General features: G+C 47.2%; 14 protein-coding genes and 1 pseudogene. 9 read left to right on the forward strand and 6 right to left on the reverse strand.

All coding sequences use genetic code 11. The features are described 5' to 3' along the window. The 6 genes from ACTTJ8_RS03030 to ACTTJ8_RS03055 all read right to left on the reverse strand — a co-directional run. Positions 1–247 (reverse strand): AAA family ATPase (locus ACTTJ8_RS03030; RefSeq protein ID WP_442720271.1); only part of this gene is annotated, 247 nt, incomplete at its 3' end. A 66-nt stretch (positions 248–313) separates the two neighbouring features. Further along, on the reverse strand, positions 314–892 hold the full coding sequence (locus ACTTJ8_RS03035; protein ID WP_442720272.1) for a GNAT family N-acetyltransferase: 579 nt from the start codon (positions 890–892) through the stop codon (positions 314–316). Continuing rightward, the gene (locus ACTTJ8_RS03040) at positions 886–1,689 is read right to left on the reverse strand and encodes a hypothetical protein (protein WP_442720273.1); all 804 of its coding nucleotides are present in this window, start codon (positions 1,687–1,689) and stop codon (positions 886–888) included. Before ACTTJ8_RS03040 ends, ACTTJ8_RS03035 begins: the two co-directional genes overlap by 7 nt. A 12-nt stretch (positions 1,690–1,701) precedes the next feature. After that, positions 1,702–2,439 (reverse strand): amino acid ABC transporter ATP-binding protein, encoded by a 738-nt coding sequence (locus ACTTJ8_RS03045; RefSeq protein WP_442720274.1) that lies wholly within the window; start codon positions 2,437–2,439, stop codon positions 1,702–1,704. Further along, entirely contained in the window at positions 2,432–3,121 is a 690-nt protein-coding gene (locus ACTTJ8_RS03050; RefSeq protein ID WP_442720275.1) for an amino acid ABC transporter permease, read from the reverse strand. Before ACTTJ8_RS03050 ends, ACTTJ8_RS03045 begins: the two co-directional genes overlap by 8 nt. 76 nt (positions 3,122–3,197) lie before the next feature. Next, the gene (locus ACTTJ8_RS03055) at positions 3,198–4,034 is read right to left on the reverse strand and encodes a transporter substrate-binding domain-containing protein (protein ID WP_442720276.1); all 837 of its coding nucleotides are present in this window, start codon (positions 4,032–4,034) and stop codon (positions 3,198–3,200) included. 434 nt (positions 4,035–4,468) lie between these two features. On the opposite strand from ACTTJ8_RS03055, the gene ACTTJ8_RS03060 reads away from it, so the two are divergent. From ACTTJ8_RS03060 to era, 9 genes and pseudogenes are all read left to right on the forward strand, one after another. Continuing rightward, positions 4,469–5,953 (forward strand): M81 family metallopeptidase, encoded by a 1,485-nt coding sequence (locus ACTTJ8_RS03060; protein ID WP_442719372.1) that lies wholly within the window; start codon positions 4,469–4,471, stop codon positions 5,951–5,953. A 55-nt stretch (positions 5,954–6,008) separates the two neighbouring features. After that, a complete protein-coding gene (locus ACTTJ8_RS03065; protein ID WP_442719373.1) occupies positions 6,009–6,776 on the forward strand; it encodes a leucine-rich repeat domain-containing protein in 768 nt (255 codons plus the stop codon). Positions 6,777–6,962: 186 nt separating this feature from the next. Then, positions 6,963–8,339: an electron transport complex subunit RsxC gene (rsxC, locus tag ACTTJ8_RS03070; RefSeq protein ID WP_442715699.1), complete on the forward strand. Its 1,377-nt coding sequence runs from the start codon at positions 6,963–6,965 to the stop codon at positions 8,337–8,339. Positions 8,340–8,342: 3 nt separating this feature from the next. Then, complete coding sequence (locus tag ACTTJ8_RS03075; RefSeq protein ID WP_442719374.1) at positions 8,343–9,365, forward strand: RnfABCDGE type electron transport complex subunit D; 1,023 nt, start codon at positions 8,343–8,345, stop codon at positions 9,363–9,365. Continuing rightward, the gene (locus ACTTJ8_RS03080) at positions 9,362–9,940 is read left to right on the forward strand and encodes an RnfABCDGE type electron transport complex subunit G (RefSeq protein ID WP_442720277.1); all 579 of its coding nucleotides are present in this window, start codon (positions 9,362–9,364) and stop codon (positions 9,938–9,940) included. The genes ACTTJ8_RS03075 and ACTTJ8_RS03080 overlap by 4 nt, the downstream gene beginning before the upstream one ends. 12 nt (positions 9,941–9,952) lie before the next feature. Then, a pseudogene (gene rsxE / locus ACTTJ8_RS03085) lies at positions 9,953–10,609 on the forward strand (electron transport complex subunit RsxE); the annotation flags it as partial. Between the two features lie 139 nt (positions 10,610–10,748). After that, on the forward strand, positions 10,749–11,321 hold the full coding sequence (locus tag ACTTJ8_RS03090) for an electron transport complex protein RnfA (protein ID WP_442715696.1): 573 nt from the start codon (positions 10,749–10,751) through the stop codon (positions 11,319–11,321). A gap of 15 nt (positions 11,322–11,336) precedes the next feature. Further along, positions 11,337–12,179 carry an RnfABCDGE type electron transport complex subunit B gene (locus ACTTJ8_RS03095; protein WP_442715695.1) on the forward strand — a complete coding sequence of 281 codons (843 nt, stop codon included), beginning with the start codon at positions 11,337–11,339 and terminating at the stop codon, positions 12,177–12,179. Between the two features lie 15 nt (positions 12,180–12,194). Next, entirely contained in the window at positions 12,195–13,274 is a 1,080-nt protein-coding gene (gene era / locus ACTTJ8_RS03100; RefSeq protein ID WP_442720278.1) for a GTPase Era, read from the forward strand. Positions 13,275–13,322 lie beyond the last annotated feature (48 nt).

Raw genomic sequence — 13,322 nt, forward strand, 5'->3', positions numbered from 1 at the left:
CCTGCTGTGCCTCCCATTCAGCAATTTTTAAGCCGGTGAACAGCTCTTTTTGTCCGAGAAAATAGGCTGCAAGTGTAGAAAGAAACAGGCTTTTACCAAATCGGCGCGGTCGGCTTAAAAAATTGATTCTACTCGACGTGACAAGCTTCCATATAAATTCTGTTTTATCGACATAGATAAAGCCGCCTTCCCGTAGCCCCTTAAAACTTTGCGAGCCGATAGGCATTTTCCTTTTGACAGTATTCATGGCGGTAGTGTAACATAGAAGAAGGAGATGCGCAATGAGACCTGAGAGCAAATGCCCAGAACACTTTTAATACGGGGTCATTTTTTGGTAGATGAATGCCTTTTTACCCGCAAACCATGAAAAATTATCCAGTACCTGTATGCGGGTAAAGCCCTGCCCCTCATAAATAGTGATGGCTTTGTGCCAATCTTCATGTACCAGCAGAATAATCCGTTGAAGCTGCGGAAAAGCAGCCGTGATGTAATCCAGGGCTGCAGAAAAAAAGTATTCTGCAATACCGGATGTTTTGTCCGCTGTCCGCTGCCCCCGCACCTCCGGCAGCAATGCAAAAGAAGAAATATAGAGTGTTGTACCGGCAGGATCATGGCGGTCCCGTACCGAATGCCCCAGGTCAAAGAACGAAGGGGTGAATTGAGCTGCTGTCCATAGCTCGGCTGTAAAATACCCACATACTGCATGATCAGCATTTTCAAGCACGTAATTACAGCCTTCCGCTTCTGCAAGCCGCTCGGCAAAGACTGCCTCGTCTTCAGCAATACCGGCATCAAAACTTTGCACTTCAATCTGCATCACGGCTGCAATATCAGCGGTGTAGGCTTGCCGTATCGTATAGGATTGCTGTCCTGAAAGATGACATCCTACCATCCCAGTACCTCGTGCCGGTGCCGTAAACCGATTGTCCGCAGGTTTTCTCCTATAGATAGAGCGGGGTTGCTCTGTTTTTTAAGATCAATAGCAAAACAATTCATTGAGAAATGCTGAAACACAAAGACCGGGGCATCAGCATGGCTGGCATACTGCCGCTTGAGCTCTTCCGCATAGGGGGTAAACAAAGATTTTTTTCTCAGCTCGCCGTACCCGATGAGCCACAGCGGACACTGAAGCGCCTGCTGCAGGGCGGCAGTCCGGGCTGCAAGCCATACTTGTGTTTCTTCAAAAAGCGTTCGGAATGATGAACCGGCATTGTCTAATACATACTTGAGTTCCTTTGTCTTTGCCGTATGCACCGGTGTTTTATTGAGGATGATAGCATTCTGCCTAAAATCAATATCAAGAGAAGGATTCCGGCGGAAAAAGCCTTCTGCAACTTTCCCCGCCTGTCCTACCAAATAGCGCTGATTGATATGCAGCTGTTCGTTTTTTCCCGGATTATCACTGATGATAATGAGCTTAACATGATCGGCTTCTTGCACTTCGTCGAGACTATGATTGTACACGATAGGGGTTTCGACCGGGTAGAACGGTGTCCCATCGGCTTTTGCAGCCTCCTGCTGTAGAAGATGCAACGGTGTACCTTCCGTGCTGCTGTTGAGGTAGGGGAGGGCGGGTTGTGATTCGGCGGGGGCAGAATAGGTATATCCGCAGCGGTGCAGCCAGTCCTTGCATGCTGCTTTAAAATCATCTCTAAATAAGCTCAATGCCTGCCATTCAGAAAGCGTCATATCCTATCCGTTTTAATTCATAACTTTTTTGAGAAAATCTTTGGTACGCTGCTCGCGTGGCGCAGTAAAAAACAGCTCAGGATCACTTTGTTCCACAATACAACCGCCGTCAATAAAGAAAATCCGGTTAGCAGCCTGCCGGGCAAAGCGCATTTCATGGGTTACAACTGCCATCGTCATCCCTCCTGTTGCTAAATCCTGCATAACAGTCAGTACTTCGCCAACCATTTCAGGATCAAGGGCGCTTGTCGGTTCATCAAAAAGCAGCACTTGCGGCTTCATCGCCAAGGCTCGGACAATAGCTATCCGCTGTTTTTGCCCTCCTGATAGCTGATCGGGATAGGTATCTTTTTTATCCTGTAGTCCAACCCGTTCCAGCAGCTGTGATGCTTGAGCACGGGCTTCTTCTTCGGAAACCTTATTTACAAGGATAGGACTTAAAATAATATTTTCGATAACGGTTTTATGCGGAAAGAGATTAAAATGCTGAAATACCATCCCGACATTTTTCCGGTATCTATCCAGTCCGCCGCGTTGCTGATTACGCTGGTCAGTCATATCTTTTCCTTCAAAAAAGATATGCCCTTCGTCGGGTGTTTCTAAAAGGTTGAGACAGCGTAAGAATGTGCTTTTCCCTGATCCCGAAGGTCCGACTATGACTACTGTTTCACCTTTCCGGATTTCCGCATCGATACCGCATAGTACATCCAAAGTTCCGAATTTTTTTTTAAGACCTTCAACTTTAAGCATGGTTCATTCCTTTTTCGATATGGGCAAGGAGCCGGGATAGCGGATAGGTCAGTAAAAAATAGCAGAGCGCTGCAATTAAAAGCGGCTCAAACGGCAGAAAGGTATTCCCGCGTACGACATTCGCTTTATACATGAGGTCTGCAATCCCTATCACCGATACAATGGAAGATTCCTTAATAATAGCGACAAACTCATTGCCGAGCGTGGGGAGCACCGCCTTAAATGCCTGCGGAAAGATAATATAGCGGAGGGTCTGCCAATGGGATAAGCCGAGCGACCGCGCAGCCTCTGTTTGTCCGCCGTTAATTGACTGAATACCCGAACGGAAAATCTCACAGACATACGCCCCTGAGTTGAGTCCGAGTGCAATTACTCCCGGAATAAATTCGGAAAGACCAATACCGAGCGCTGTTGATGCTGCCGCATTATCATAAAACTTAATACCCAATGCCGGCAATCCATAATAGATGATAAAAAGCTGAACCAACAGCGGGGTGCCGCGGATAAATTCAACATACGCTCCTGCCAAAAAACGCAATGACCGCCTGCCGCTGATCCTGCCCAATACCAAAAGAAGCCCGACCAGTCCTCCCAATAGTACCGTTACCAATGCGAGGAGAACGGTATTCTTCATCCCTTCAAGATAATAGGGCCAATATTTAGCTAAAAATGAAAAATTCATTATGGGAAACCTCTAAAAGCTCACTGAGGGCATATCCAAAAACTCAGGTAGAGCTTTTAGAAGATGCCCTCTGCCATTACTGCTGTTCCACACTCTCGATAGCCGATGCTGCGAATTGACTGATCTTTCCTGTTGTTTTTAAGGTGTTGAGAGAAGCATTCACTGCTTCCAGCAGCTTTTGCTCACCTTTTTTTACAGCCGCAGCAGAGCCGCCTGCAGAATCCTTAAAGGTATAGGACGCAAGCATTAAATCGTCGTGTACTGCAACATAGTTTTGTGCTACCGGCAATTCAACAATAACCGCATCGACTTTACCGCTTTTTAATTCCATAATCAAATCAGGCAATTTCGGCAGTTCCTTAATTTGCTTATGCGGTTTTTCCATGTCAGATTCAGCAACTCCCTTTATTTCGGTTTTTGCGATCCCAACTTGAATGGTTCCCCGCTGTGCACCGATCATTTTATCTGCCAGCCCCAGCGGAGAGTCTGCGTATAGCTTTGCATCAGCGCTTCTGATGATAATTCCCTGCTCGGCGGTATAATAAATATCGGTAAAATCAACATTTTGCCTGCGCTCATCAGTCGGTGTCATTCCAGCTAAGACAATATCTACGGAACCTGAAACCAATGCTGCTAAGAGTCCGTCAAAATCCATATCCCGGATTACAAGCTCTGCTCCCATATCCTGTGCGACTGCACGGGCAATTTCCACATCAAATCCGACAATAGTATCTTTTCCATCTTTTTCAGTATGGAACTCATAAGGCGCATAGTCCGCACATGTACCCAATACCAGTTTTTTCTCACTTTGAATAGCGTCATACCGGCTTTGCTTTTTTGCTGCCGTACACGAAAGCAGCACAAAGGCGTAGCACAATAAACTCATAATCTGTAATCCATGTTTTTTCATCATTTTCATCCTTATCTCATAGTATTGCGAATCCGCCAAAAGCCCTTTCGGGTTTGAACGGATACCGTACTTTTTGGATATTAACGGTATTAAACGATAATCATATCATAAACCCGTAGTTCTGTCAGTAGGGGTGATCGGCTGTCAGATAAACACACCGGCTTTCTTTTAAAAATAGAGGGCTTCTACTGCACCGTATATTTGTGCATATTAGTCGTAAGCGGTGTTGACTGCATTTTAATGAACTTTTAAAAACTTTTTTTAAAAATAGATGTATAATTATCTTTGTACGAATAAAAGGTGATAAAGAGCTTTTGCGGGAATTGCTAAAATCGAATGAGTTCTATGTGCTTTTTTATTCGTGCGGAGGGTTAATGCTCACACGCCGTGCCGGCGTTGTTGATTACGGTCATCTTTTGTGAAGGAGGCATTTTTACATGAATAGAAAAAAGCGGGTACTGGTGGGCGGAATGCACCATGAGTCCGATACCTTTAATCCGATTACCACGGGACGCGATGATATTTGGGTATTACGCGGAAAGGAACTTTTGGAGGCGAAGGGGCAAAGCTCTGTATGCGGGGCTATTACAACACTGCAAGAAGCGGGGTATGAAGTAATCCCGGCTTTAATTGCGCGGGCAGTGCCGAACGGAGAATGGGATAAAGCGTATTATCTTTCGCTTAAAAATGAGTTCTTGCAAGCAATTAAGGATGCGCTGCCGCTGGATGCACTCTGTCTTTCGCTGCACGGTTCCATGCGGGTTCGTGAAATCGGTGAGGCAGAAGGTGATTTATTGGAAGACATACGGAAAATATGCCCCGATATTCCGATTTTATCATCGCTCGATATGCACGCAACCATTTCCCAACGGATGCTTGATTATGTAGATGGGTATGTCGGCTATAAATGTGCTCCTCACACAGATACCTACGAAATCGGTATTCATGCAGCCCGTATGACGATTGATACCCTTGAAAAAGGCATACGGCCGGTGCTTGCAGCGGTAAAAATCCCCTTCCTTATTGCAGGGGAACAGTCTGAAACAAGTGTGGAGCCGATGAAAAAGCTGACCGCAACGCTGCGTGAATATGAAAAACAGCCGCATATCATGGCAGCTTCGTATCTTTTAGGCTTCCCGTGGGCAGACACGGCGGACAACGGTGTTACAGCAATGGTCGTAACCGACGGCGATAAAGCGCTTGCACAACAGAAGGCTGAGGAGCTTGCGCAGCTATTTTGGGATACCCGGAGTGAGTTTTGCTTTTACAACGAAACTCGTGAACCTGCCGACGCACTGCCCCATGCTCGCACAAGCGTTGAGCAAGGCGTATATCCTGTTGTGCTTTCTGACTCAGGAGACAATCCTACCGCCGGTTCTTCGCAGGATGTAACTAATTTCTTAAAAACAATCCTTGCCGATCCTGTTTTAACCTCACTCAATCCGCCGCTCTGCTATCAGGCATTCTATGATCCCGCCTTAGTTGCAGCTGCTTTTAAAGTAGGGGAGGGGCATATCGTTGAAGGTACACTCGGCGCTGCCTTCGATACGGAAAAAAGTTCGCCTATTCAGGTGAAAGCACCCGTAAAGAAGCTCTGTAAGGCGTGGGCAGGTGCACAGCAAAGCGATATGGCGCTCTTGGATGTGAACGGTGTCGATGTGGTAGTAACCTCAAAGCACGTCGGCTGCTACGATCCTGAAATGATGCGGGCGCTCGGCGTTGAACCGGAACACTGCAAAATTATCGTGGTGAAGCTCGGCTATCTTGAACCGGAAATCCGTGCGATTGCAAAACGTTCTATTTTAGTACTTACCGATGGAAGTACCAACGAAATATTCTCCCGCCTACACTATAAGCACTTACCGAGTCCGATGTATCCGATGGACAAGGACATGGAGTGGAGTGCCGCATCGGTTAAATAAGCCGAAAGCATACGCGGAACGTAATCTCAATGAGGAGAAATGAAGGAGTTAATCTATGAAAACAGCTTTGAAAACGAGCATCTTGCTTGCAGCAGCGGTGATAATTGCCGCTTGTACGGCGGTACCGGCTTCGGTGCCGAAAATGGGATCGGTAACAATTACCGTTCCTGCAGGGGCTACGCTATCGGTCAGGATAAAAACGCAGGACGGCTCAGCAGTAAAGGTACAGGGCGCCGATAAAACAGCTCTGCCGGGAACGGATGATGTCCGCGAATTAAACGAGGACAAACCGATGCAGCTGCTGAAGGCTGCGGGCACAGCGCTTGTGTTTACCGGAAATATTTGCGAACTTGATATTAAGGATAACGGTATGGTAGAACATATTGATGTTTCCCGCTGTCCCGATCTTGAAGTGCTCTACTGTGCAGGTAATAAAATTGAGCAGCTGCAATTATCCGCCAATAAAAATTTAAAACGGCTGCAATGCTATAATAACCGCTTGCATACTTTGGATATTTCACAGCAGCCCCAGCTTGAACTTTTGTGGTGCGGTATCAATCAGCTATCGGCGCTCGATGTATCAAGTTGTAAAAAACTCACACAGCTGCGGTGCTACATGAATACAATCGAAGCGGAGGCAATGGACGCTTTGCTGAAAAGCCTTCCCGCAGCAGCCGGAAACGGCAGCGTAGTCCGCGAAGCCCGCGTTTTAGCAGTGGGGGATAAAATAAAGAACGGCAAGCCCTCTGCTGCCGCATTACAGCAGGCTTGGGAGAAAGGATGGGCTATCCTCGATAGCGGCAATGCCCCGATAGAACCGTAAGTACAAGGGCGGTGCCGCCGATATGAATCTGCTGGCGGTACCGCTTACCGATTTTCTATTTTAGCGGTGTTTTTTCTGCGGTTTGTTCAATTTTATCGGGCTGTTATGCCGGAGAGATGGAGGAATCCCTGTTCTCACGGTATCTGTTTATTGACTGACAAGATACTGTTACTATATAATAAAAGCATGAGTACTAAGTCATTTAAAGGGGGGTGTCATCCTCCCGAGCGGAAAGCGATTTCCGCCGAATCCGAGGTCTTAGCCGTGATGCCGTCTACTAAGATGGTATGGATTCCGGTTACCCAAGGCGGCGCTCCGAATACTCCGTTAGTCAAAGTTGGTGATACGGTTATACGGGGGCAAAAGATAGCGGAAACAGACAAATTTATGTCTGCTCCTGTTCATGCGTCGATTTCCGGTACCGTAAAAAAAATCGAACCGCACCTTGTTACGGGCAATACGGATGCACTTTGTATCGCAATTCAAGCCGGTGAAGAACTTTCAGAATCCTTTATGGAACCGCTTGATCCCTTTACTTGCACAAAGGAAGACGCGCTTAAGCGTATCCGCGAGGCGGGTATAACCGGTATGGGAGGCGCTTCTTTTCCCGTACACGTCAAGCTCAGCCCTCCAAAAGATGCCAAGATAGACTACATTTTAGGGAATGCTGCAGAATGTGAGCCGTATCTGTGTACCGATGCCGCTTCTATGTATCATTCTGCTGAAGCAATTATCGATGGAATGGCGATTATCATGCACATTACCGGAGCCGGTAAAGGCATTATCGCTCTTGAAGATAATAAGACGCATCTTGTGCCGGTGTTTCAAAAGGCAATCGCCAAAATCAAGGAAAATCCTGTCGGTGCAGGAGCTTACGACATTTCCGTTGAATTATGTAAAACAAAATATCCGCAGGGCGGAGAAAAAAACTTAACCTCTGCCGTTGTCGGTAGAGAAATCCCCTCAGGCGGGCTGCCCTTCCAAATCGGCTGTATCATTCAGAATGTCGGTACGATGAAGGCTATTTCCGATGCCTTCCGAAAAGGTATGCCGCTTATCGACCGTCCGCTGACAATTTCCGGCGGGGCTTGTGAAAATCCTATCAACGTTATTGCTCCTATCGGTACCTGTATCGGTGATCTTATTCCGGAAGTAGTACGCTTAAAGCCCGGTGTAACAAAGATCATTTCAGGCGGACCAATGATGGGCTTTGCAATGAAAAATGCAGACTTTCCCGTACAGAAGAATACCTCCGGTGTGCTTTTCTTAACACGTGAAGAAGTTTCTCTTGATGAAGAAAGCCCGTGTATCGGCTGCGGTAAGTGTGTTGCGCACTGTAGCTGCCGTCTCTCGCCGGTACTGATCATCCGTGCATTAAAAGCGCATAAGATGGAAGAAGCTGTACGCTGCGGGCTGATGGACTGTGTTGAATGCGGGATTTGTTCGTATGTTTGTCCTGCGCATCTCAAACTTGTCCAGCGCTTTAAGGTTGGTAAACAGCTTTTACGCGAAGCAAAACAAAAAGAGGCGGCAAAAGCAGCCGCTGCACAGGGAGGAAAGTAAACTATGGGTGAATCCGATAAAAACGAAATTTATCTTTCCCCGGCGCCGCATATTACGAGTTCTGTAACCAGCCGGAAGCTGATGATCCATGTGCTCATTGCGCTTGCTCCGCTTGCTCTCTACGGTATCTATCTCTACGGCGCTGCTGCGTTGATCCGTATTCTTGTTTCGGTAGCAACCGCAATCGGCTCTGAGGCAGGATTCCGCAAAATAATGGGGCGGGATATTCGGATAAAAGACTGTTCTGCAGCGGTAACCGGTTTGTTGCTGGCGCTTGTATTGCCGCCGCTCATCCCGATATGGATCGTAATCCTTTCCGCAATTTTTGCTATTGTGGTTGCAAAGGAATTTTTCGGCGGATTGGGAGCAAACCCCTTCAACCCTGCCTTGGTTGGACGCGCCTTTGCGTTTGTGAGCTTTTCACGTTTGATGACCTCATGGGTTATGCCGCATCAAGGTTTTGACGCAGTGAGTACTGCAACTCCGCTTTCGTATCTTAAACCATCCGAGGGCGGTATTTCCACCGCTGCTGCAATCGCAGAAAAGATGGGCTTAGCTTCATCCGGCGATGTATACCTCAAACTCTTCCTTGGAGATCACGGCGGTTGTATCGGTGAGTCCAGTGCATTGCTCATTCTGGTGGGTTTTGTCTATTTGCTGGTTACTCAGGTTATTGAATGGCAGATTCCGGTTTCGATGGTGGTAACGGCAGTAGCAGCCGGTGCCATTGCAGGTGTTGATCCCCTGCTGACGCTGTTAAGCGGCGGTTTGCTGTTCGGCGCTGTATTTATGGCAACAGACTATGCAACATCTCCGGTAACCTTTAAGGGTCAGATTATTTTCGGTGCAGGCTGCGGCTTGATTACTGCGTTAATGCGTCTGTTTGCCGGAATGCCGGAAGGCGTTATGTATAGTATTCTGATTATGAATTCGGTTGTAACCTTCTTAAATAAATTGATTCAACGGAAATACGGCTTTGTAAAGCCGGTTAAGCAGCCGAAACCGGGAAAGGAGGCAGCAAAATGAAACAGATGCTCAAATTATCCGTGATGTTGGCGATCTATACAGTTATTGCCTGCCTCGCGCTGGCTGCAGTCAATATGCTGACCTCACCCCGCATTCTTGCCGCAAAAGAAGCAAAAACAAAGCTCGCTTTGCAGGCAATCTTCCCTGATGCCGATTCATTCCGCCCTATAACCGAAGGAATGCCGAAATCCGTTGATAAGATTGCGTTTGGTGATGCATTCGTGGCGATGCAGAGTGATAAGCCTGCCGGTGTCATTGTAACGGTGAGCGGGCATACTTATGATCAAGCGACTATTCTGACCGGAATTGATACGGACGGGAAGCTCAAGATGATCCAATTCTTAGTATTAACCGATTCACCGGGTATCGGAACAAAGGCAAAGGATGAACCCTTTATCGGACAGTTCCGTAATAAGCCCGTTACCGATGAATTTGCACTCGGCGGTGATGTACAAGCCATTGCCGGAGCAACCATTACCTCCACAGCTGTTACTAAAATGGTAAAAATAGCCGTTAATGCCGCTTCTTCATATATGACGAGCCAAGGTATCGGCAGTGCAGGCAGCGGGCAGTAAAGGAGAACGGTTATGAAAGAGTATGTACGCATTTTTACAAATGGATTAGTAAAAGAAAATCCGCTCATTATGCTGATGATCGGACTTTGTTCCGCGCTCGCTATTACCACATCGGTTGCAAACGGAATTGGTATGGGACTCGCAATGACCTTTGTTATTGTATTGAGCGAAATGATTATCAGTATATTCCGCAAGTTTATCCCAAATGATATCCGTATCCCGATTTTTATCATTGTTATTGCATCGTTTACTACTATTGTAGACCTTTTGATGCAGGCATTTTTGCCGGAACTTTCCGAATCAATGGGTATCTTCATCAAACTCATCGTTGTAAACTGTATCATTATGGGACGTGTTGAATCCTTTGCATCGAAGGAGTCGCCCTTAAAGGCAATGGCTGATGCCTTCGGTATGGGATTGGGTTTTACCTGGGTTTTGGTTGTTATGTCCGCCATCCGTGAACTTTTGGGAACCGGTACGGTATTCGGAGTGCATATCCTTCCTGATGATTATTTGATTAAGTTTTTCGCAAACTCTCCGGGGGGGTTCTTTGTATTCGGTATTTTAATCGCATTGACGTATTTGATGCAGGATCAAAAGAAGTTGAAGGCAGAGCGCAAAGCGGCAGCAGTAAAAGCAGCTGCTTTGAAAGAAGCCGCAGCAAAGGAAGCTGCTCTCAAGGAAGCAGCGGCAGCGAAAGAAGCTGAACAGAAAGCCGCTGCCTTAAAAGCAGAAGCAGAAAAACAACACGCCGCTGCATCGGACAAACCATCTGCAGAAGCTGCTCCAGCAGCAGAGGAGAACAAAAATGGAGCTGTTTAAAATTTTTCTAGCCGCCGTCTTTGTAAAGAATATTGTTTTTATTCGGTTTTTGGCGCTCTGTTCTTTTGTCGGTATGACTTCGGATGTAAAAAAATCCACCGGTATGGGCTGGGCGGTTCTCTTTGTTACCGTTATTGCAACTGCAGCAACCTATCCGCTCTATAAGCTCGTGCTGGCACCATATAACCTCGGCTTTTTGCAGACTTTGCTGTTTATTCTGGTTATTGCCAGTTTAGTTCAGCTGGTAGAGTTCTATCTTAAAAAGTCTGCGCCCGCGCTTTATTCTGCGATGGGAGTGTATTTACCGCTGATTACCACAAACTGTGCAATCCTTGCGGTTACCTTAGACGTTATCGCTGCTGACTATACCTTTATTCAGTCGATGGTGTACTCAATCGGTGTTGCAATCAGTTATATGCTTGCGATGGTGTTGTTTGCCGGGTTACGTGAGCGCATTGATATTGCTCCGATACCGAAGTATCTTAAAGGTACTCCTATTTTGTTTATCGCTGCTGCTTTATTGGCATTAGCATTCGGCGGCTTTGCCGGTATGATTTAAGAGGGGCAGAAGAGTATGCAATCAATCATTTTAACACTTATTGTTTCGTTGGTTCTATCGCTTGCAATAGGTTTTTTATTAGGATTTTTTAAGCGCTTATTCTATGTAGCGCCTGATGAAACGGTTGCCAAAATCCGAGAGGTGCTGCCGGGTGCAAACTGCGGCGCGTGTGGATTTCCGGGTTGTGACGGTTTTGCGGCTGCGGTTGCAAGCGGCAATGCTCCGGTAAACGGCTGTACCGTTGGGGCAGGACCTGTTGCGGTAAAAGTAGGCGCGATTATGGGGGTAACTGCCGATGCGGATAAGAAAGTTGCCGTTCTGCTGTGTCAAGGTTCCCATGACGTTTGTAAAGAGAAAGCTGATTATGTCGGGGTTAAAACCTGCCGCGCTGCAAAAATTTCAGTAAACGGACTGCGTGAATGCGACTGGGGCTGTATCGGTCTCGGCGACTGCGAAATGGCGTGTCCTTTTGATGCGATCCACGTTACCGAAGACGGTATTCCGCATGTTGATTACGAAAAATGCACCGGCTGTGCCGTTTGTGTTGCAGCTTGTCCTCAGCATATTCTTACGACGGTTTCAACCTCCCGTAAGGGGTCTATTGCGCTGTGTTCATGCCGTAACCCGAAAAAAGCCGTTATTATGAAAAACTGTAAGCGCGGCTGTATTAAGTGTATGAAGTGCGAAAAGAATTGTCCTAAAGGCGCAATTAAGGTTATCAATGGAATTCCGGAAGTCAATTACGAACTCTGCGATTCCTGCGGTATCTGTATTAAGGGATGTCCGACAAAGGTTCTTACGCTGGTTGAAGATAAGATTGCCGTGCAATCTCCCTGCAGCGCTTGTGCAGCATCGTAAGCAGACGAGCGGATTATGGCGGATACGGACGGAATGATAGTACGGGAAGAACAGATACCGGTACCGGAAACGGGCATAACTGAGTCGGCGGACGGTATTATACAGACCGTGCCGGAAGGCAGCAGAATTCCGGGGCAGGATGGTACCGGTGCAGAAGCGCCGGTGCATATTGCACAAAACGAATCCGCCGGTGATCAGGCTGCACAGACGCGGAGCGGGGTGGTCTGTATTATCGGTCGCCCCTCTGCAGGAAAATCTACCCTTTTGAACAGCATCTGCGGCGGTACTGTTTCTATTGTGTCCGCGCTGCCGCAGACAACCCGCAGTTCTATCCGCGGTATTTTAACAACCACGCAGGGGCAGATTATCTTTATCGACACGCCCGGCTACCATATCAGCGAAAAAAAAATGAACCGCCGCTTGCAGCTTATTGCGGAAAACCGCTTGCAGGAAGCTGAGGCAGTCCTATACCTTATCGATGCAACCCGTCCGTTTGGCGATGAAGAACTCGCAATTTGCAATTTGCTTAAAAGTAAGCAGGATAGGCTGATTGCGGGGATCAACAAGGCGGACAGTCCGCTTGCCCGCTTGGGACAAACCCGCATCAGTCTGATGCAAGCCCTTCCGAACCTTCCGCAAGAGCATATTTTTGATCTTTCTGCACAAAAAAAGACAGGGATCGATCCCCTGCTCACCGCTCTTTACAGCTTGCTGCCTGAAGGCAGTTTATACTACCCTGAAGATTTTTATACCGATCAGCCGGTCGATTTCCGCATTGCAGAGATTATCCGCGGGCAAGCAATCAGCCGTCTCTATGAAGAAATTCCACACGCGCTTTACGTGAACATTCAAGATATGGAGATGAAAAAAAACGGAAAAGAACTGTTTGTCCGGGCTTTTCTCTGCGTGGAACGGGAAAGTCAAAAGCCGATGGTTATCGGGAAGGGCGCTTCCGTTATTAAAGCAATTAGGATTGAAGCCCAAAAAGAATTATGCAAAATCTTTCCATACCGTGTTCAACTGGATTTGCAGGTGCGTGTTGATAAAAACTGGCGCCAGAAAGACTCCGTTCTTAATTCGATATTTTTAGAATAGGGCTGCCCCTTGAGCGGTTACCATGATGTTGAGGAAGCGCAAGGATAG

It is taken from the genome of Treponema sp. (assembly GCF_052169735.1).
Lineage (GTDB): Bacteria > Spirochaetota > Spirochaetia > Treponematales > Treponemataceae > Treponema.

Excerpts from the sequence above, each read along its gene's own strand:
- ACTTJ8_RS03035 (WP_442720272.1), bottom strand. The coding sequence starts at position 892 with ATGGTAGGATGTCATCTTTCAGGACAGCAATCCTATACGATACGGCAA.
- ACTTJ8_RS03040 (WP_442720273.1), bottom strand. The coding sequence starts at position 1,689 with ATGACGCTTTCTGAATGGCAGGCATTGAGCTTATTTAGAGATGATTTT.
- ACTTJ8_RS03045 (WP_442720274.1), bottom strand. The coding sequence starts at position 2,439 with ATGCTTAAAGTTGAAGGTCTTAAAAAAAAATTCGGAACTTTGGATGTA.
- ACTTJ8_RS03050 (WP_442720275.1), bottom strand. The coding sequence starts at position 3,121 with ATGAATTTTTCATTTTTAGCTAAATATTGGCCCTATTATCTTGAAGGG.
- ACTTJ8_RS03055 (WP_442720276.1), bottom strand. The coding sequence starts at position 4,034 with ATGATGAAAAAACATGGATTACAGATTATGAGTTTATTGTGCTACGCC.
- ACTTJ8_RS03060 (WP_442719372.1), top strand. The coding sequence starts at position 4,469 with ATGAATAGAAAAAAGCGGGTACTGGTGGGCGGAATGCACCATGAGTCC.
- ACTTJ8_RS03065 (WP_442719373.1), top strand. The coding sequence starts at position 6,009 with ATGAAAACAGCTTTGAAAACGAGCATCTTGCTTGCAGCAGCGGTGATA.
- rsxC (WP_442715699.1), top strand. The coding sequence starts at position 6,963 with ATGAGTACTAAGTCATTTAAAGGGGGGTGTCATCCTCCCGAGCGGAAA.
- ACTTJ8_RS03075 (WP_442719374.1), top strand. The coding sequence starts at position 8,343 with ATGGGTGAATCCGATAAAAACGAAATTTATCTTTCCCCGGCGCCGCAT.
- ACTTJ8_RS03080 (WP_442720277.1), top strand. The coding sequence starts at position 9,362 with ATGAAACAGATGCTCAAATTATCCGTGATGTTGGCGATCTATACAGTT.
- ACTTJ8_RS03090 (WP_442715696.1), top strand. The coding sequence starts at position 10,749 with ATGGAGCTGTTTAAAATTTTTCTAGCCGCCGTCTTTGTAAAGAATATT.
- ACTTJ8_RS03095 (WP_442715695.1), top strand. The coding sequence starts at position 11,337 with ATGCAATCAATCATTTTAACACTTATTGTTTCGTTGGTTCTATCGCTT.
- era (WP_442720278.1), top strand. The coding sequence starts at position 12,195 with ATGGCGGATACGGACGGAATGATAGTACGGGAAGAACAGATACCGGTA.